The 17,914-nt window shown below is 51.2% G+C and carries 20 protein-coding genes; 17 read left to right on the top strand and 3 right to left on the bottom strand.

The annotated features are described in order from the left end of the window. Positions 1–382 precede the first annotated feature (382 nt). The 13 genes from rpoE to cysM all read left to right on the top strand — a co-directional run bounded on the left by rpoE (position 383) and on the right by cysM (position 11,663). Positions 383–967: an RNA polymerase sigma factor RpoE gene (gene rpoE / locus ACQY8X_RS00645; RefSeq protein WP_428033207.1), complete on the top strand. Its 585-nt coding sequence runs from the start codon at positions 383–385 to the stop codon at positions 965–967. A 110-nt stretch (positions 968–1,077) separates the two neighbouring features. Next, positions 1,078–1,926 (top strand): MucB/RseB C-terminal domain-containing protein, encoded by an 849-nt coding sequence (locus ACQY8X_RS00640; protein WP_428033206.1) that lies wholly within the window; start codon positions 1,078–1,080, stop codon positions 1,924–1,926. A gap of 5 nt (positions 1,927–1,931) precedes the next feature. Next, the gene (locus ACQY8X_RS00635; RefSeq protein ID WP_428033205.1) at positions 1,932–2,366 is read left to right on the top strand and encodes a SoxR reducing system RseC family protein; all 435 of its coding nucleotides are present in this window, start codon (positions 1,932–1,934) and stop codon (positions 2,364–2,366) included. 38 nt (positions 2,367–2,404) lie between these two features. Beyond that, the gene (locus ACQY8X_RS00630; protein WP_428033204.1) at positions 2,405–3,808 is read left to right on the top strand and encodes a DegQ family serine endoprotease; all 1,404 of its coding nucleotides are present in this window, start codon (positions 2,405–2,407) and stop codon (positions 3,806–3,808) included. 158 nt (positions 3,809–3,966) lie between these two features. Beyond that, on the top strand, positions 3,967–5,766 hold the full coding sequence (gene lepA / locus ACQY8X_RS00625) for a translation elongation factor 4 (RefSeq protein ID WP_428033203.1): 1,800 nt from the start codon (positions 3,967–3,969) through the stop codon (positions 5,764–5,766). A gap of 11 nt (positions 5,767–5,777) precedes the next feature. Beyond that, positions 5,778–6,587 carry a signal peptidase I gene (gene lepB / locus ACQY8X_RS00620; RefSeq protein ID WP_428033202.1) on the top strand — a complete coding sequence of 270 codons (810 nt, stop codon included), beginning with the start codon at positions 5,778–5,780 and terminating at the stop codon, positions 6,585–6,587. Between the two features lie 20 nt (positions 6,588–6,607). After that, complete coding sequence (locus tag ACQY8X_RS00615) at positions 6,608–6,982, top strand: DUF4845 domain-containing protein (protein ID WP_428033201.1); 375 nt, start codon at positions 6,608–6,610, stop codon at positions 6,980–6,982. Next, complete coding sequence (gene rnc, locus ACQY8X_RS00610; RefSeq protein ID WP_428033210.1) at positions 6,982–7,665, top strand: ribonuclease III; 684 nt, start codon at positions 6,982–6,984, stop codon at positions 7,663–7,665. Before ACQY8X_RS00615 ends, rnc begins: the two co-directional genes overlap by 1 nt. Continuing rightward, entirely contained in the window at positions 7,662–8,597 is a 936-nt protein-coding gene (gene era / locus ACQY8X_RS00605) for a GTPase Era (protein WP_428033200.1), read from the top strand. Before rnc ends, era begins: the two co-directional genes overlap by 4 nt. 13 nt (positions 8,598–8,610) lie before the next feature. Continuing rightward, positions 8,611–9,324 carry a DNA repair protein RecO gene (recO, locus tag ACQY8X_RS00600; protein WP_428033199.1) on the top strand — a complete coding sequence of 238 codons (714 nt, stop codon included), beginning with the start codon at positions 8,611–8,613 and terminating at the stop codon, positions 9,322–9,324. 146 nt (positions 9,325–9,470) lie between these two features. Then, complete coding sequence (gene pdxJ, locus ACQY8X_RS00595; protein ID WP_428033198.1) at positions 9,471–10,244, top strand: pyridoxine 5'-phosphate synthase; 774 nt, start codon at positions 9,471–9,473, stop codon at positions 10,242–10,244. Continuing rightward, entirely contained in the window at positions 10,241–10,615 is a 375-nt protein-coding gene (acpS, locus tag ACQY8X_RS00590; protein WP_428033197.1) for a holo-ACP synthase, read from the top strand. The genes pdxJ and acpS overlap by 4 nt, the downstream gene beginning before the upstream one ends. A 151-nt stretch (positions 10,616–10,766) precedes the next feature. Then, the gene (cysM, locus tag ACQY8X_RS00585; RefSeq protein WP_428033196.1) at positions 10,767–11,663 is read left to right on the top strand and encodes a cysteine synthase CysM; all 897 of its coding nucleotides are present in this window, start codon (positions 10,767–10,769) and stop codon (positions 11,661–11,663) included. A gap of 128 nt (positions 11,664–11,791) precedes the next feature. On the opposite strand, the gene bioA is transcribed toward cysM, so the two are convergent. Together bioA and ACQY8X_RS00575 are read right to left on the bottom strand one after the other, a co-directional pair. After that, the gene (gene bioA, locus ACQY8X_RS00580) at positions 11,792–13,084 is read right to left on the bottom strand and encodes an adenosylmethionine--8-amino-7-oxononanoate transaminase (protein WP_428033195.1); all 1,293 of its coding nucleotides are present in this window, start codon (positions 13,082–13,084) and stop codon (positions 11,792–11,794) included. Between the two features lie 95 nt (positions 13,085–13,179). Further along, positions 13,180–14,154, bottom strand: a complete 975-nt coding sequence (locus tag ACQY8X_RS00575; protein WP_428033194.1) for an SLAC1 anion channel family protein — start codon at positions 14,152–14,154, stop codon at positions 13,180–13,182. Positions 14,155–14,388: 234 nt separating this feature from the next. Between ACQY8X_RS00575 and ACQY8X_RS00570 the strand changes: the two genes are divergently transcribed. The 4 genes from ACQY8X_RS00570 (at position 14,389) to ACQY8X_RS00555 (ending at position 17,071) form a co-directional block, all read left to right on the top strand. Next, positions 14,389–14,721, top strand: coding sequence for a copper-binding oxazolone/thioamide-containing RiPP (locus ACQY8X_RS00570; RefSeq protein ID WP_428033193.1), 333 nt, complete (start codon positions 14,389–14,391; stop codon positions 14,719–14,721). A gap of 75 nt (positions 14,722–14,796) precedes the next feature. Next, on the top strand, positions 14,797–15,660 hold the full coding sequence (locus ACQY8X_RS00565) for an HvfB family MNIO-type RiPP peptide maturase (RefSeq protein WP_428033192.1): 864 nt from the start codon (positions 14,797–14,799) through the stop codon (positions 15,658–15,660). Continuing rightward, entirely contained in the window at positions 15,647–16,429 is a 783-nt protein-coding gene (locus ACQY8X_RS00560) for a DNA-binding domain-containing protein (RefSeq protein ID WP_428033191.1), read from the top strand. The genes ACQY8X_RS00565 and ACQY8X_RS00560 overlap by 14 nt, the downstream gene beginning before the upstream one ends. Before the next feature lie 24 nt (positions 16,430–16,453). Then, positions 16,454–17,071 (top strand): DoxX family protein, encoded by a 618-nt coding sequence (locus tag ACQY8X_RS00555; protein ID WP_428033190.1) that lies wholly within the window; start codon positions 16,454–16,456, stop codon positions 17,069–17,071. A gap of 111 nt (positions 17,072–17,182) precedes the next feature. On the opposite strand, the gene tsaA is transcribed toward ACQY8X_RS00555, so the two are convergent. Further along, positions 17,183–17,902 (bottom strand): tRNA (N6-threonylcarbamoyladenosine(37)-N6)-methyltransferase TrmO, encoded by a 720-nt coding sequence (tsaA, locus tag ACQY8X_RS00550; RefSeq protein WP_428033189.1) that lies wholly within the window; start codon positions 17,900–17,902, stop codon positions 17,183–17,185. Positions 17,903–17,914: the final 12 nt, after the last annotated feature.

The following is a 17,914-nucleotide window of genomic DNA, read 5'->3' as shown; positions in this document are numbered from 1 at the left end:
GTGGATCCGCTGGTCAGGCTGGCTTTGCTGAGAACCGCAATTTTACATGAGTCGGGCAGCTGCAGGGCCAGTCCCAGCCCGGATGCTCCACTGCCAATAATCAAGACATCGTACTGAAACTCATTACTCATTTACGGACTCTCAACTGCTATCAATTTAATCGCTAATTATTGCCTGAACCCGCATCAGGAGCCAGAGTGGGGAGAAAAATATTGATTTTTTTTTTATGCTTATGGAACTTAGTCACATCATTACGCTCTTACGATATAACTTAAGTTCAGCTCAGGTAAAGGGTTGCACTAAACAGGGGGTGACATTCATACTTCCTTGAGGCTGTAAGCAGCTACATTAGTTTGGAACTGTTCATACAATAAGGAATCGAATGTCCAGCGAGAGTCAAACATCGATAGATCATAAGCTGGTCAGGCGTGTTCAGGAAGGTGATAAAACCGCCTTTGATCTGTTGGTTAAAAAATACCAGCATAAAATAATCGGTCTGATTGGCCGTTATGTGTATGACCATCACGAAGCGATGGACGTGTCTCAGGAGGCGTTTATAAAAGCCTACCGTGCGCTGCCTAATTTTCGGGGTGATAGTGCTTTTTATACATGGCTTTACCGGATAGCGATCAATACTGCCAAGAATCATCTGGTTGCGAAGGGTCGCAGGCCGCCTGATATGGATGTCGATGTGGATGACGCACATCATCTCGAGGGTGACAGTGGGTTGAAAGAGATTGAAACCCCTGAGAACAGTTTATATAGGGATGAGTTAGCCCGGGTCGTCCGGGAGGCGATGGATAAGCTGCCTCAGGATCTTAGGGCAGCGTTGTCCCTGAGGGAGTTTGATGGTCTGAGTTATGAAGATATTGCTCAGATTATGGATTGTCCGGTTGGCACTGTACGTTCACGTATATTCCGGGCCCGGGAAGCGATAGATAAAGAGATCGCTCCGTTATTGGATTAGTCAATAATTCAGTGAGTTGTACCAGACAGTTAGTTTTTTATACAAGTAATCGGTGAGGCTGTTTTGCCGATAGCTGTTAAACAGATACTTAATCCGTTAGGAGTTGGCTAATGAGCGAACAACCCAAAGAAGCTCTTTCTGCATTGATGGACAATGAAGTTGGTGACTTTGAGTTACGCAGCCTGTTAAAGCAGAGTGCTGACAATAAAGAGCTTTCAGGTCAGTGGCGCCGCTACCATGTAGCCAGTTCGTTGCTTAAAAATGAGCAACTTGGCGTTGGCGATATCAGTACTGCTGTGATGAGCGCTATTGATGACGAGCCTGCTTTGAAGATGAGTCCTGTGGAAACGCCAGTTGATAAGGGTGTTTCTGCTAAGGGTTTCTTTAAGCCCCTGATCAGCATGGCTGTTGCCGCATCTGTTACCGCCGTTGTTATTCTGGGTGGACAAAATGTTGGTCTCAGTTCGCAGCAATCTGTTGATACCGGCCTGGCTCAGGCACCAGAACCTGCGACAACGATTATGCAGCCTAACTTCGCGCCATCCCGTGATCTGATGCGAGCCCAGTTTGGTGCGCCTCGAATCTCCCATCAAAGTGATAGCGGTAGTGATAACATCATTCGCTATAATGCCGGACTGAACAGTTATATCCGTCAGCATAATGTCTTGCGTCAGGGTAAACTGGTAAGTTCTACACCTGGCTGGATTCCGGAAGGTTATTCTGCCGTTAAGAATGCGATGGCTCCGGGGGCAGAACTGACCGTTTTCAGTAATGGTGTAAACTCGTTTACGCTGAGTATTGAACGCACCGGAGATGCCTCAGTTCCTGAGGGTGCTACTCAGATGGGTAATATGGTTGCGATTGGCAAGAAAGTGGATCAGTTCTTTGTGACAGTGGTGGGCGATGTACCGCTGATGGTTGCCGACCGGGTAGCAAACTCCATTGAGAAGATACAGTAAATCTCATGCTTGAAGAAAACGGACGTGTAGTACGTATCGATTCAGGATCGGTATGGGTCGAAACGGTTAAGCAGAGTGCCTGCTCCAGTTGCAGCGCGCAAAAAGGTTGCGGGCAAAGTCTGCTGGCCAAGATTGGCGATGGTAAGCGTATGCAGATTCAGGTTGATAACCCGCAAGGGCTGGATGTCCGGGTGGACGATGAGGTCACTCTGGGCGTTGGCGAACGTTCATTTATAACCGCTTCGTTTCTGATTTACCTGTTACCCCTGTTGGTAATGTTTATCTTTTCCGTGGCCGCGCAGGCTTCGGGGCTTTCAGAGCCAAAGGTGATTCTGAGCGCGGTGTTAGGGTTAGCAGGCGGATTTTTATTAACCCGCCTTATATCCGGCTTGATTAGCCGGAACTGCAGTTACCGGCCGGTGCTGCTTCGCAGAGTCTGATCTATTTGTAGTAATAACTGATATACAGGACAAACGATATGAAACTAGTCAGAGCGACTTTTAGTCTGGTTCTTTTCTGGTTGTGTGTGAGTAGTGTGCATGCTGCTTTACCAGAATTTAAAGACCTGGTTAAGCAGACGTCCCCCGCAGTCGTTAATATTAGTACCGTCCAGCAGATCCATAATCAGCTGCAGGGCTCACCCGATATGCAGCTTCCTGACGGGCAGGAAATTCCCGATATTTTCAAACATTTTTTCCGTATTCCTGAAGGTTATGGTAATGCTCCCCGGCATAAAGCCCCTCAGTCACTGGGGTCCGGATTTATTATCTCCGAGGATGGCTATATTCTGACCAACCATCATGTTGTCGCTGATGCTGATAAGGTGATTGTACGTCTGAGTGATCGGCGGGAACTGGAAGCTAAGATTATTGGTTCTGACAAGCGTTCTGATGTTGCGCTGTTGAAGATCGATGCGACAGACCTTCCCGTAGTAAAAATTGGCGATTCCGATAAAGCGGAAGTGGGTGAGTGGGTACTCGCTATCGGCTCACCATTTGGTTTTGATCACTCGGTGACGGCTGGTATTATCAGCGCCACAGATCGAAGCCTGGCAAATGAAACTTATGTGCCCTTTATTCAGACCGATGTAGCGATTAATCCGGGTAACTCAGGCGGCCCTCTGTTTAATATGGATGGCGAAGTCATCGGTATTAACTCTCAGATCTATACCCGGTCCGGTGGTTTTATGGGGTTATCTTTTTCTATCCCGATGAATGTTGCGATGGAAGTGGTTGATCAGCTTAAAGATAAGGGCCAGGTCAGCCGGGGCTGGCTGGGGGTTATTATTCAGGAAGTCAGCCGTGATCTGGCGGAATCTTTCGGCCTGGATAAGCCCGGAGGTGCATTGGTGGCTAAAGTGCTGCCAGATAGCCCGGCAGAAGCCGCTGGCTTACAGGAAGGCGATATCATCTATAGCTTCAATGGAACTACCATTGACCGTTCAGGCGATCTGCCGCATCAGGTTGGACGTATTACGCCGGAAACCGATGCTAAAGTGGGGATTGTCCGTGGTGGCAAGAAGCAGACAATTACGGTGACTATCGGTTTGTTACCATCCCAGGGAGAGGAGTTAAAGACGTCCGCTAAAAGCGACGAGAAAGCCTCGGCTAACCGGCTTAATATAAAGCTCAGCGCACTGGATGATCAGCTGCGTGAACGGTTGAATGTAACGGATGGCGTTGTGGTTCGTCAGGTTGATCAAGGCCCTGGTGCAGAATCAGGTTTGATGGTGGGTGATGTGATTACCATGCTTAACGGGGAAGAGATCGATTCGATTGATAAGTTTGCCAGTGTTGTAGACGCTTTGCCGGAGAACAAAGCGGTGCCGATGAGAATTGTGCGTCGGGGCAGTCCTATGTTTATCCCCCTTAAACTCAAATAGAACGGTGTGATTCAGAGGGGCTTTTAGCCCCTCTGTTTATTTTTCGCTGTGTTTCTCTTTGATGGTCGAAACAGATGAAATACGGTACACTTGCCCGCTTCAGAATTGCGCCCTAACAAAGGGGTGCATAGTTCCATTTATCAGCTGGTGATTCCGTAGTGAGTAAGCTCGAACACATCCGTAACTTTTCGATTATTGCCCATATTGACCATGGTAAGTCTACCCTGGCAGATCGTTTTATCCAGACCTGTGGAGGGTTAGAAGCGCGTGAAATGGAACAGCAGGTGCTTGACTCTATGGACATTGAGCGAGAGCGCGGAATCACGATCAAGGCGCAGAGTGTAACCCTGAATTATACCGCCAAAGATGGCAAAATTTATCAGCTCAACTTTATCGATACGCCTGGACATGTAGACTTCAGCTATGAGGTGTCCCGCTCACTGGCCGCCTGTGAGGGTGCATTGCTGGTTGTCGATGCCGCACAGGGCGTTGAGGCCCAGTCGGTCGCGAACTGTTATACCGCGCTGGAACAGGGGCTGGAAGTGCTGCCTATCCTCAATAAGATGGATCTGCCTCAGGCTGAGCCCGACCGGGTACGTAAAGAGATTGAGGAAGTGATCGGCATCGATGCGGATAATGCGGTTCCCTGTAGTGCTAAAAGTGGTCTGGGTATTGATGATGTACTCGAAGCACTGGTGAAATACATACCCCCACCCGAAGGGGATCCAGAAGCACCGCTGCAGGCACTGATTATTGATTCCTGGTTCGATAACTATCTGGGTGTCGTATCGCTGGTGCGGGTTAAGCAGGGTACTCTGCGTAAGAAGGATAAAATTCTGATTAAATCCAATCGTCAGGTCCAGCCTGTCGATGGGGTTGGTATCTTTACACCGAAGCGCAAAGAAACCGGGATTCTCAGAGCCGGTGAGGTAGGCTATGTGGTTGCGGGTATTAAAGATATCCATGGTGCACCGGTCGGTGACACCATTACCCACGCAAAAACCCCGGATGTCGAAACGCTGCCTGGATTTAAACGGGTTCAGCCTCAGGTATATGCAGGCCTTTTCCCTACCAGCTCCGATGATTACGAGGATTTTCGTGAGGCGCTGGACAAACTGACCCTGAATGATGCTTCTCTGTTCTTCGAACCCGAATCCTCTGATGCTCTTGGCTTTGGGTTCCGTTGTGGTTTCCTGGGGATGCTGCATATGGAGATCATTCAGGAGCGTCTGGAACGGGAATATGACCTGGATCTGGTCACCACAGCACCAACGGTAATCTATGAGCTGTTATTGACCAATGGCGAAGTGGTACAGATTGACAGCCCGTCGAAATTGCCAGACCCCGGCTCAGTCAAAGAGATGCGTGAGCCCATTGTCGAGGCCAATATTCTGGTACCTCAGGAATATCTGGGGCAGGTGATCGGTCTCTGCGTTGAGAAACGGGGAGTACAGAAAAATATGAATTTCGTCGGTAATCAGGTTCAGGTTTCCTATGAACTGCCGATGGCTGAAGTGGTGCTGGACTTTTTTGACCGCCTGAAATCGGTCAGTCGTGGTTATGCGTCATTAGAGTATAACTTTGTCCGCTTTGAACCGGCTCAGTTGGTGCGTCTGGATATTCTGATTAATGGTGAAAAAGTGGATGCCCTGGCGGTGATTCTGCATAAAGACAATGCCCCTTACCGGGGGCGGTTGCTGTGTGAAAAGATGAAAGAGCTGATCCCCCGGCAGATGTTCGATGTCGCTATTCAGGCGGCTATCGGTGGCAAAATTATCTCCCGCACGAACGTTAAGGCGCTGCGTAAAAACGTTATCGCTAAATGTTATGGTGGTGATGTTAGCCGTAAGAAAAAGCTGTTGCAGAAACAGAAAGAAGGTAAGAAGCGGATGAAGCAGGTGGGAAGGGTTGAGATACCTCAGGATGCCTTCCTTGCAGTTTTGAAAGTTGATAGCTAGGACGTATTTGCATGGATTTTGATTTTGCACTGATATTGGTGATACTCACCTTTATAGCCGCGCTGGGTTGGGCGTATGACCGGGTGGTATTGGCCGGGCCGCGTAAGGCACGGCTTGCTGCCGCTCAGCAGAGTGGTGGTGAGCTGCCTGCGGCAACGCTGGAACAGCTTAGTAAAGAGAATGGCGTAGTTGATCTGTGCCGCTCCTTGTTTCCGGTCTTGCTGGTGGTACTGATTCTGCGTTCATTTATTGTTGAGCCATTTCAGATCCCTTCCGGGTCGATGAAGCCAACCCTTAAAATCGGTGATTTCATTCTGGTTAACAAGTGGCACTATGGCTTTCGCCTGCCGGTGATCGGGACTAAAGTTATTCCGGTAAATACTCCATCGCGTGGTGATGTCGTGGTCTTTAAGTATCCCAAAGATCCGAGTGTGAATTACATTAAGCGGGTGGTTGGCTTACCGGGCGACCGGGTGACCTATCAGGATAAAACGGTCTATATCAATGGCCAGCCGCAAACCCAGGTGTTGCTGGAGCAAATGCCACCACAGAACCCTCAGTTATTGCTGATGGATGAGACGCTGGGGGATGTCAAACATCAGATCTATCGTGATGTTGCTCCTCCCCGCAGGCCTGCTGAGTGGGTTGTGCCTGAAGGTCAGTATTTTGTGATGGGTGATAACCGCGACAACAGTAACGATAGCCGTTTCTGGGGGTTTGTACCGGATGAGTTGCTGGTTGGTAAAGCTTTCGCAGTCTGGATGCATTGGCAGGGGTTCTTTACGCTGCCTGATTTCAGTGATGTAAGAACTATCCATTAAAAGGAAAATTGGGGTAAGTTATGTCAATACGAAGTAAACAGCGGGGCGTGTCATTTTTCTCTCTGATGATCATTCTGATTGTGGCGGGGATCTTCTTTGCGGTTGGAATGAAACTGTTCCCGGTTTACTGGGATCACAGTCTGGTGACCTCGATGATGGAGGAGCTGGTCGATGAGCCTGAAACCAAAAAAGATTCACCGACGGAAACCCGGATGAAGATCTTCAAGCGACTACGCATCAACCAGGTGAATCTGCCGGTGCAGGATGCCGTTAAGATCGATATTAAAGAGGGCGTAAAAACCCTGACACTAGAATACAACGTCACCGTACCGATGTTTTACAATGTTGATGCTGTAGTGAAGTTTCATGAGCAATATGAAGTGATTGTCCGTTGATTATTAAGCCTGCCACCGACCTGGCTAGAAAGCTGGGTTATCAGTTTAACGATGAGAGTATGATTGAGTTAGCTCTCACCCACCGTAGCCACGGGAAGCGCAATAACGAACGGTTAGAGTTCCTCGGGGATTCGATACTGAATTTCGTCATTGCTGAAGCGCTCTACCGGCGCTTTCCTGAAGCGAAGGAGGGCCAGCTGAGCAGGCTGCGGGCGCAGTTAGTAAAAGGGGAAACCCTGGCCGAACTGGCGCGGGAGATGAAGCTGGGTGATTATCTGCGGCTGGGTTCTGGTGAGTTGAAAAGCGGTGGATACCGGCGCGATTCTATCCTGGCGGATACCGTTGAGGCGATCATCGGTGCTATCTATCTTGATAGCAGTATGGACCGCTGTCGGCCCTATATTCTCGACTGGTACCATTCACGTCTGGAACAAACCTCTCTGGAGGATACCCAGAAAGACTCTAAAACCCGGCTGCAGGAGTTTCTGCAGTCACGCAGGGCTCCGCTGCCAGACTATGAATTGCTTTCCGTTAGCGGTGAAGCCCACAAACAGACCTTTGAAATTCGTTGTGCTGTGACGTTGCTGGACCAGCCCACGGACGGTAAGGGGAGCAGTCGTCGTCAGGCTGAACAGAACGCCGCGAAAAAGGCGCTGGATAAACTGAAGGTAGTTAAATCATGAGTCGCGACCTGAGTTATCTGTTAGATCAGCCGAACGAAAATCAGCGCTGTGGCTTTGTGGCTATTGTCGGTCGCCCGAATGTGGGTAAATCGACACTGATGAATAAAATTCTGGGACAGAAGCTGAGCATTACGTCGCGTAAGCCGCAGACCACCCGTCACCAGATTGTCGGTATCAAAACCGAGGGCGATGTTCAGGCAGTCTATGTCGATACCCCCGGACTGCATAAAGATCAGGACAAAGCGATCAACCGCTATATGAACAAAGCGGCCAGTTCAGCCCTGCGCGACGTCGATGTGGTGGTGTTTATTATCGACCGTACCGCCTGGACAGAAGAGGACGAGATCGTTTTTGAAAAACTGGGAGGGATTAAGTGCCCGGTAATTCTGGTGATCAACAAGATCGACCAGCTGGACGATAAGGAATCGTTGCTGCCGCATCTGGAAACCCTGTCGAGAAAGATGGAGTTTCTGGAAATTATCCCCATCTCGGCTAAAAATGGCACCAGTGTTGATCGGCTTGAAGCTGTCATTAATGAACAGCTGCCGAAGAGTATGCACTTCTATCCTGATGATCAGATTACCGATCGCAGCTCACGTTTTCTGGCGTCCGAGCTGGTCCGTGAAAAGCTGATGCGCAATCTTGGCGACGAAGTACCTTATGGCACCACCGTCGAGATTGAGGAGTTCAAACGCAATGAGCGGGGGATTCTGATTATCAGCGCGCTGATTCTGGTTGAACGTGAAGGACAGAAGCGGATCGTAATCGGCGACAAGGGCGACAAGATCAAAGGGATCGGCCGTGATGCCCGTCTCGATATGGAAAAGATGTTTGATTCCAAAGTGATGCTTAATCTCTGGGTGAAAGTGCGCAGTAACTGGTCGGATGACGAACGGGCGTTGCGCAGCCTGGGATATAACGATATCGAGTGATTGAAGGCAGCCAATGAGTTATCAGGTTGAAGCTCAGGCTGCTTATGTCCTGCATAGCCGCCCTTACCGGGAAACCAGCCTGTTAGTTGACCTTTTCACCCTGGAGCAGGGCAAGGTCAGCGCCGTTGTCAAAGGGGCTCGCAGCCCCCGTTCCCGAATGCGCGCGATGATGCAACCCTTTACCCCGTTGCAGGTCAGCTGGCGGGGGCGTCACGATTTGAAAACCCTGATTCAGGCGGAAGCGGTCGCCGCGCCGTTGTTTCTCAAAGGCAGTGCGCTGATCTGCGGCCTGTATGTCAATGAACTGCTTGAACGCTTGCTGCAACCCTCTGATGCACATCCCCCGCTCTATGTTTATTATCAGTACGTGCTGAACGAACTGCGGGCGGCCACCGATATTGAGCTGGCGTTGCGAACCTTTGAGCAGCATCTGTTGCAGCAGCTCGGTTATCAGTTCGATGTTCAGCACTGCCAGCCAGCGTTGATCTACCGCTATGAGTCATCACAAGGTTTTATCCCGGTGGGCCAGGTGACTGACAGCCTGAAACCCTTTTGCTTTAGCGGGGATCAGCTACAGGGCATAGTTGCGGAAGCATACCATCGCCCGGAGATACGCCGGGCTGCTAAGCGGCTGATGCGGTTAGCACTGGAAACCCAGTTAGGCAGCAGGCCTCTGCGCAGTCGCGAGCTGCTTCAGGGCTACACCCCAAAGAGTATTCTGCCGTAGTGATAACCGCTGACGGTGAATTTTTCGAAAACGTTTGTACTTGAAAGCAATAGCGTCTGAAACACAGAGCCGGACTATTTCTCTGTGTTCGATTCTAGTAAGCTCTGCTTCAGTTACTTTCATTGTTGTCTGAGAAGAGGTTTACCGTGGTAGAGCCAAGCCGTTTACTACTGGGTGTTAATATCGATCACATTGCTACACTGCGTCAGGCCCGGGGCACCCGTTATCCTGATCCGGTGCAGGCTGCTGCCCTGGCAGAAGAGGCTGGTGCCGATGGCATCACCGTCCACCTGCGGGAAGACCGGCGGCACATTCAGGACCGTGACATCTATCTGTTGGCGGAAACGCTGCAGACGCGGATGAACTTTGAGATGGCCGTCACCGATGAGATGGTCGGTATCGCGGAAAAAGTAAAGCCGGGGCATGCCTGTCTGGTGCCGGAAAAACGCGAAGAGCTGACCACTGAGGGCGGCCTGGATGTCGTTGGACAGAAGGCTAAGGTGAAAGCCGCTTGTGATCGCCTGGCTGCTGCCGGAGTTGAGGTTTCACTGTTTATCGACCCGGATAAACGTCAGATCGATGCCACCGTTGAGTGCGGCGCTCCGGTGATTGAGCTGCATACGGGTGCCTACGCCGACGCAGCAAGTGCGACTGAACAGAAGGCTGAACTGACGCGCATCAAAGAGGCTGCGGCCTATGCCTTCAGTAAAGGACTGATCGTCAATGCCGGGCATGGTCTCAATTACCATAATGTTGAGCAGATCGCGGAGATACCTGAGATCAACGAGCTGAACATCGGTCACGGTATTATCGCCCGGGCGGTGTTTGTCGGCCTCAAAGAGGCGATTGCCGAGATGCGTCGGTTGATGATGGAAACTCAGGTGAGGGTGCAGTCTTTGCGGGACGCTGTGCGCCGATGATTATTGGTGTAGGCACAGATTTGCTGGATATCCGTCGTATCGGCAAGGCGCTGGAGCGAACGCCGCGGCTTGCCGAGCGGATTCTGACGCAGCAGGAGCTGGAACAGTTCCACCTCGCCACCCAGCCGGTTAACTTTCTCGCTAAACGTTTTGCCGCCAAAGAAGCCGCGGTAAAGGCGCTGGGAACTGGTATCGGCCGGGGGATCAGCTGGCAACATTTTAATATCACCTACGACACTTTAGGTCGTCCATTGCTGGAACTGAATGGTGGAGCGCTGGAGAAAGCCGGGCAGTTAGGCATCCGGCAGATCCATCTTTCCTACAGTGATGAAACCGATCATGTCGTCGCTTTTGCCGTCGCGGAAGGCTGACCCTCTCTTTTTGTCTGGTATGCGTTTTGCAATATTGTGCTTTTAAGTAACTCGTTTTACTATGCTTGTTATCAATATATGGAATATAAGATCTGTTTTTAATTTCCATAGATTATAAGTATATGCTGAAACAAGGCTAAAAGTGGAATATATGAAATCAGACTTCCCAACGATCGAAGATTTTGTCGGAAACACGCCACTGGTGCGTCTGCAGCGGCTTGAGGTTGGGCATGGTAATTCTGTCCTCTGTAAGCTGGAAGGTAACAACCCGGCGGGCTCGGTAAAGGACCGTCCAGCGATCAGCATGATCCAGCTGGCAGAACAGCGGGGGCTGATAAAACCCGGCGATACCCTGATCGAAGCGACCTCTGGAAACACCGGCATCGCTCTGGCGATGGCAGCTGCTATCAAAGGCTATAAAATGACGCTGATTATGCCGGATAACAGCAGTGAGGAGCGTAAAACCTCGATGACCGCCTACGGTGCCGAACTGATCCCGGTAAGTAAAGAGCAGGGGATGGAAGGTGCCCGTGACCTGGCGCTACAGATGCAGGCGGAGGGCAAAGGTATCGTGCTGGATCAGTTTGCCAACATGGATAATCCGGAGGCCCATTATCGCGGTACCGGACCGGAACTCTGGCAACAGACCGATGGGCGCATCACCCATTTTGTCAGCGCTATGGGCACCACCGGAACGATTATGGGCACCTCCCGTTACCTTAAAGAGCAAAATCCAAATATTCAGATTGTCGGTTTGCAACCGGCAGAGGGGGCGGCGATTCCCGGTATCCGCCGCTGGCCAGAAGCGTATCTGCCGAAGATCTTTGATGCCTCACGGGTGGATAGGGTGCTCGATATTACTCAGGATGAGGCAGAACAAACCATGCGTGCACTGGCGCGTCAGGAAGGTATCTTTTGTGGTGTGTCCTCCGGTGGCGCTGTGGCTGGCGCGCTGCGGCTAGCCCGTGAAGTGGAAAACGCTATTATCGTCTGTATTATCTGCGACCGCGGTGACCGCTATCTGTCGACCGGTGTCTTCAGCGGCTGATCCGGTCGGTGGTTCCGGATGCTAATACCTGAGAGCTCTGGCAATTGCCGGAGCTTTTTTTCGCTCGCGAGTCTTCCGGGTTATGGGGCTGGCAAAGGGTGGCTCCCCGCCACTTAGGGGATTCAGAGCTACTGTTCGGAATACTGGCGGATCACCTCACAGATCCCCGTTGTCAGTGTCTGCAGGTCTTCATCGGACATTACATAGGGTGGCATCACGTAGACCAGTTTACCGAAGGGACGTATCCAGATGCCCCGTTCAACAAACAGTGGCTGGATATCGGCGGTGACCACCGGCTGCTTCATCTCCACGACACCGATAGCCCCAAGACAGCGAACTTCGGCGACTGCGTTCAGCTCAGCGCAGGGCGCCAGGCCCTGTTTCAGTTGCGCTTCGATCCGGGCAATATTGCTTTGCCAGTCGGATTCGCGCAGTAGTTTCAGGCTGGCGTTTGCCACCGCGCAGGCCAGCGGGTTACCCATAAAGGTCGGCCCATGCATAAAGCAGCCCGCGCCACCGGCGGAGATCGTCTCGCCAATCTCTGTGGTGGTGAGGGTGGCGGCCAGCGTCATATAACCGCCGGTGATCGCCTTACCCAGACAGAGGATATCCGGTGAAATGCCTGCGTGGTCACAGGCAAACAGTTTGCCGCTGCGGCCAAAACCGGTGGCGATCTCATCGGCGATCAACAGCAGATTATAATCAGCACAGAGCTGACGTGCCTTTTTCAGGTACTCGGGGTGATAAAAACGCATTCCACCGGCGCCCTGAACAATCGGCTCCAGTATCAGCGCGGCGATCTCCCCATGATGTTCAACAATCAGTCGTTCCAGTTCAGCACAATCGCTGGCGTCCCAGGGCTGGCCATATTTAACCTGCGGAGCCGGGGCAAAGAACTGTTGTGGCAGCACTCCGCTGAAGATTTCATGCATCCCGGTCACTGGATCACACACCGACATCGCACCGAAAGTGTCGCCGTGATAGCCATTACGGATGGTGATCAGCTTGTGTTTTTCAGGCTGGCCTTTAGCGTGCCAGTACTGAATCGCCATTTTCAGAGCAACCTCAACGGCTACGGAACCTGAATCCGCCAGAAACACTTTTTGTAGTGGTTCAGCGGTCATCTCGACCAGCTGTTTACACAGTTCAATGGCAGGCTCGTGAGTCAGCCCGCCAAACATCACATGGGAGACGTTATCGATCTGTGCGTGGGCAGCGGCATTCAGTGCAGGATTATTATAACCGTGGATCACCGACCACCAGGAAGCCATGCCATCGATCAATTGTGTGCCGTCAGCCAGTGTCAGCCGGACGCCCTGCGCAGCAATCACCGGATAAGCAGCGGGTGGATTGATCATTGATGAGTAGGGGTGCCAGATATGTTGTTGGTCAAAACGGATCTGTTCGCTGGAGATACTCATGCATGTGCCCTGTTAGTGACGTCCTGAAGAACGTTCTCTTAATGAAAAACCGGGCTATTACAGCCCGGTTTTACACAGAATGCAAACCTGCCTGCTTATTCCGGCAGGCAGATCTCGTTACGAACCACCGCCAGTAGTGTACGTAGGAACAGCAGGGTTATGACAATGGTTGCAAGGCTGATCAGGCCCAGCGACAGATAGTAGAAAAAAGGCTGCTCCAGAGTGACATACATCAGCTGAGCGGCGATGGCGGATGCAGCCAGTGGGAATGAATAAGCCCACCAGGACATAAAGAACTTAATCCGGGTAAACCGGGGAGCCTGACTCAGCAGTAAGACTAGTAAAAACATAGCGGCATAAAACAGGATACGGGCAAAACTATCCAGTGTGCCGGTGAGTTTCATATAGGAGATAAAGCCCACGGCCGGGGGCGCAATCAGAATGAACATCGTTGGCAGCATTTTTCCGGGCATTGGGTCATGAAACATCATCCGGTTCAGCACCAGGGTTTTCAGCACGATCCAGTAGACGATGCCGATTGAAAAACAGAACCAGCTGAGTTCGGTATAGCCGTGTTCAACACCGGCAATGGGCACCAGAATATTACCGACAACCGGGATAAACCAGGAGGGCGTCATATGGATCACCTGAAATTTAATATGGTGGATCCACTGGTTGAGCACATAGACAGTCAGCAGCAGATGCAGAGCTGTACCGATACTCCAGAGAGTGAATGATAAACGCTCTGAAATAGACAGGGTGGCAATGCTCAGCAGCACCATATTAATGCTGAAGGCCGGGAAGAAACTGAGCTTGATCGGATGTTGAAATTCTGCGACGACGGCGGACGTTTTTAGCATGATCTTCATGAGGTAGATCAATGTCAGAATCAGGAACAGACAGGCTGTCAGTGTCAGCAATATATGGCCGATGACAGGGGGAGCAGCAAACACCGCGCTCGCTTTTTCCCACACCAGTGTGAGTCCTGTCATGCCCATGATCATCGCAAAGAAGGTGATTGGAAAGTGCTCCAGCTTTGATGCGGAGGTCTGTTCTGGCAAGTTGCTCATAGAATTATGTCTCGATGACTGGCTTAAGATTAGAAGTATCTAATATATTAATTTATTCATAAACGTAAATCGAACTTAATTTATTTTCATGCTTTCAGCTTTGTTTCAGATTGCAATTTTATAGTGGATACAACTTCAGAGGGGACGCAAATTGAGGTCCGCATGACCAGACCCCAGTGAGGCGACCTGAAAACTATTTAACACTAAATAATTGTGATTTAACCGAGGTGAACCATGAATATCAAGACTTCTATCAAACCGATGACTGCTGCTGTAGGTGTTGCTCTGCTGGCTGGAATGGCGATGATGCCGGTTGCTAATGCAGCCTCTCACAACCCGTTTGCGGCTCAGGATCTGACTTCCGGATATGAAGTCGCCGGTAACGACAAAGGTGCTGAAGGCAAATGTGGCGAAGCGAAATGTGGTGCTGATAAAAAAGCTAAAGCCGATGGCGAAGGCAAATGTGGCGAAGCGAAGTGCGGTGCTGATAAGAAAGCCAAAGCTGATGGCGAAGGCAAATGCGGTGAAGCGAAGTGCGGCGCTGATAAAAAACCAGCACAGGGTTAATCTCTGATCTTCAGGCTCTTAAGCCCCTCTGACGAGGGGCTTTTATCAACAGAGAACAGTCACAGGGGATAAACCATGAATAATGAGACCTTTCAGGTATCCGGAGCCGGCCTTGGCTTTCGTCGCTGTATGAGCGCAACGCTGGCAGAGGTTGATAGCTCTCAGATCGACTTTCTCGAAGTCGCACCGGAAAACTGGATGGGGTTAGGGGGCCGGTTTGGCCGGGCGCTTCGCGAATATACTGAACGTTACCCTTTTGTTGCTCATGGTTTGTCTCTTTCACTGGGCGGCCCTTCGCCTCTGGATACTGAATTTCTGCGTAACCTGAAGGGTTTTATGGCGTTGCACAATGTTCAGGGTTACTCCGAGCATCTCAGCTATTGTACCGATGATGGACATCTGTATGACCTGATGCCGATCCCCTTTACCGAAGCGGCGGTTAACCATGTGGCTAAGCGGATCCATCAGACTCAGGATATCTTGCAGCAGCGCATCGCGATTGAGAATGTTTCCTACTATGCGGCTCCCGGTTCAGAAATGACGGAGATCGAGTTTCTCCTGGCCGTTTTGAAAGAGGCGGACTGCGATCTGCTGCTGGATGTGAACAATATCTACGTCAACAGCATCAACCACGGCTATGACGCGGCCGCGTTTCTGACGCAGATTCCAGGTGAGCGGATCAGCTATATCCACGTTGCCGGACACTACACCGAAGCGGAAGATCTGCTGGTGGATACCCACGGCGCTGACGTTATCGATCCGGTCTGGGCACTGTTGCAGCAGAGCTACGATCTGTTTGGCGTTAAGCCGACCCTGCTGGAGCGGGATTTCAATATTCCGCCGATGGAGCAGCTATTGCAGGAACTGCATACCATTCGTGATCACCAGCGCCGGGCACTGCCGGTAACCGCAGAGGAGTATCGTCATGCAGCTATCTGAAAGCGGAAAATCTGACGCTAGCTTTAGCGAACTGCAGCGTCAGTTTGCTGCGCATATTCGTAATCCGGATAAGCACCCAAAACCTGAAGGGGTCGAAGAGCGGCGGATGGCGATCTATCGGGAACTGTTCTTCAACAATATTGAAGGTTTTATCAGCGGTGGATTTCCGGTACTCCGATCGATTACCCGGGAGGAGGACTGGCTGCAGATGGTGCGTAGTTTTTTTGCTCACTGTCACTGCCAAACCCCCTATTTTCTTGAGATAGCGGAAGCGTTTCTGACCTGGCTAAACAATCAGCGTGAGCCGCAGCCATGGGATTATCCGTTTATGCAGGAGCTTGCCCACTATGAATGGGTGGAACTGGCACTGGATACATCGGAGGCCAGGCAGAGTGACGTTGCCGTGGATGGCAGCGGTGATCTGCTGAAGGGGCATCCACAGCAGTCGCCACTGGCCTGGTCACTGATGTACCAATATCCGGTACACCGTATTGGCAAGCACTATCTGCCGCAACAGCCGCCGGAGCAGGCGACCTTTCTCATGGTGTATCGCAACAGCGAAGAGCAGGTGAAGTTTATGGAGACCAATCAGCTGACTGCCCGGTTGCTCTACATCCTCAGTGAGGATAACCACCTGAGTGGTGCTCAGGCGTTACAGCAGATAGCTGAAGAGATGCAGCACCCGCAGCCTGAACAGATTGTGGCTGGTGGCCTGAGCGTGCTGCAGCAACTTCGGGATAAAGAGATTATTTTGGGAACGTTGCAATAATTGTTGCGGGAGACAGGACTTAAAATGGCTAATTTAATCATAAAACATACCAACTCACTGCATGACCTGCTGGATAAAACCCGCATGTTTGAAGGCCTTGCCCCGCTGTTATTGCGTTTATACCTCGCACCGGTACTGATGCAGGCTGGCTATAACAAGCTTTCGCACTTTGAAGATACTGCCGCCTGGTTTGGTAATCCTGACTGGGGGTTGGGGCTGCCGATGCCGGAAGTGCTGGCAGCACTGGCGTCAGGGACAGAGTTCTTTGGCGGCATGCTGTTGATCGTTGGTCTGGCAACCCGCTGGATCTCTATTCCGCTGATGATCACCATGATTGTGGCGGCGCTGACGGTACATATCGATAATGGCTGGCTGGCGATTGCCGACCGTACCAGCTGGCTGGCCAATGATCAGGTTATGGAAGCGGGTGAACGCCTGGGACGTGTAAAAGAGATTCTGAAAGAACATGGCAACTACGACTGGCTGACGGGCAAAGGATCTGTGGTGATACTGAATAACGGTATCGAGTTTGCGGCCACGTATTTCATTATGCTTCTGAGTCTGTTCTTTACCGGTGGCGGTCGTTATTTCAGCATCGACTATTGGCTGGGGCGTAAATTCCGCACGCTGGAGAAAGGGTAACAGTTTTTGCGCAAAAGGTTTTCTCAGTAAGGCTCTCGGGTACGTTTATTTTGTACCCTCTTTCAGCAGCGCTCAGCGCTGCTTTTTTTCGTCGCTCATCTGGTCGGTGCACTATGGTTGAGCAATCGAGATGTCGCTCACCTGAACCTCAGTGTCACTGATGGTCCAGCGAATATTAAGGTCATGCAGGCGGATGCCATACTCCCGTTGTTGTGGGTTGTTTTTGTGATAGGCCGGGCGAGGGTCACACAGCAATACCTCTTCAATTTGTTGTTGTAGCGGCTGCTTTAGCCGGGCGCTATGTTGCTCCAGCGCGATACAGGCCTCGTCGGAAAAAGTCACCGGCAGATCCAGCGTCTCGATCTGGCTGGCCAGTTCGAAGCTGGCTTCTCCGATGATGTCGGAGTAGGGCAGGTAGGGTTTGATATCGATGATCGGTGTCTGATCCAGCAGATCCGCACCGCTGACATCGAGATACACATGATTCTCTTCGATACGTATTCGGTCTAGCTTTACCGGCGATAAACCCACTGGATTGGGTCGGAAAGGGGATCTGGAGGCCAGCACGCCCAGCTTTTCGTTGCCGCCGAGCCTTGGCGGACGTACCAGCGGTGACCAGCCTTTACCCACGCAGGAGCTGAAAATAAACAATAGCCAGATATGGCTACACTGTTCCAGCCCACGCACCGCATCCGCACTGTTGTACGGGGGTAATAGCTCAATCGTAGCGGCCATCGATCCGGCCAGACCGGGCTGGCGGGGAATGCCAAACTTCTCTTTATAGCCACTATGAATAACGGCGATTGGTGCAAATGTAAAAGTTGAGTTCATTATCAAAGATCA

It is taken from the genome of Amphritea sp., assembly GCF_050300915.1.
Taxonomy (GTDB): Bacteria; Pseudomonadota; Gammaproteobacteria; order Pseudomonadales; family Balneatricaceae; genus Amphritea.
This window is presented reverse-complemented; position numbering and strand designations above follow the sequence as displayed.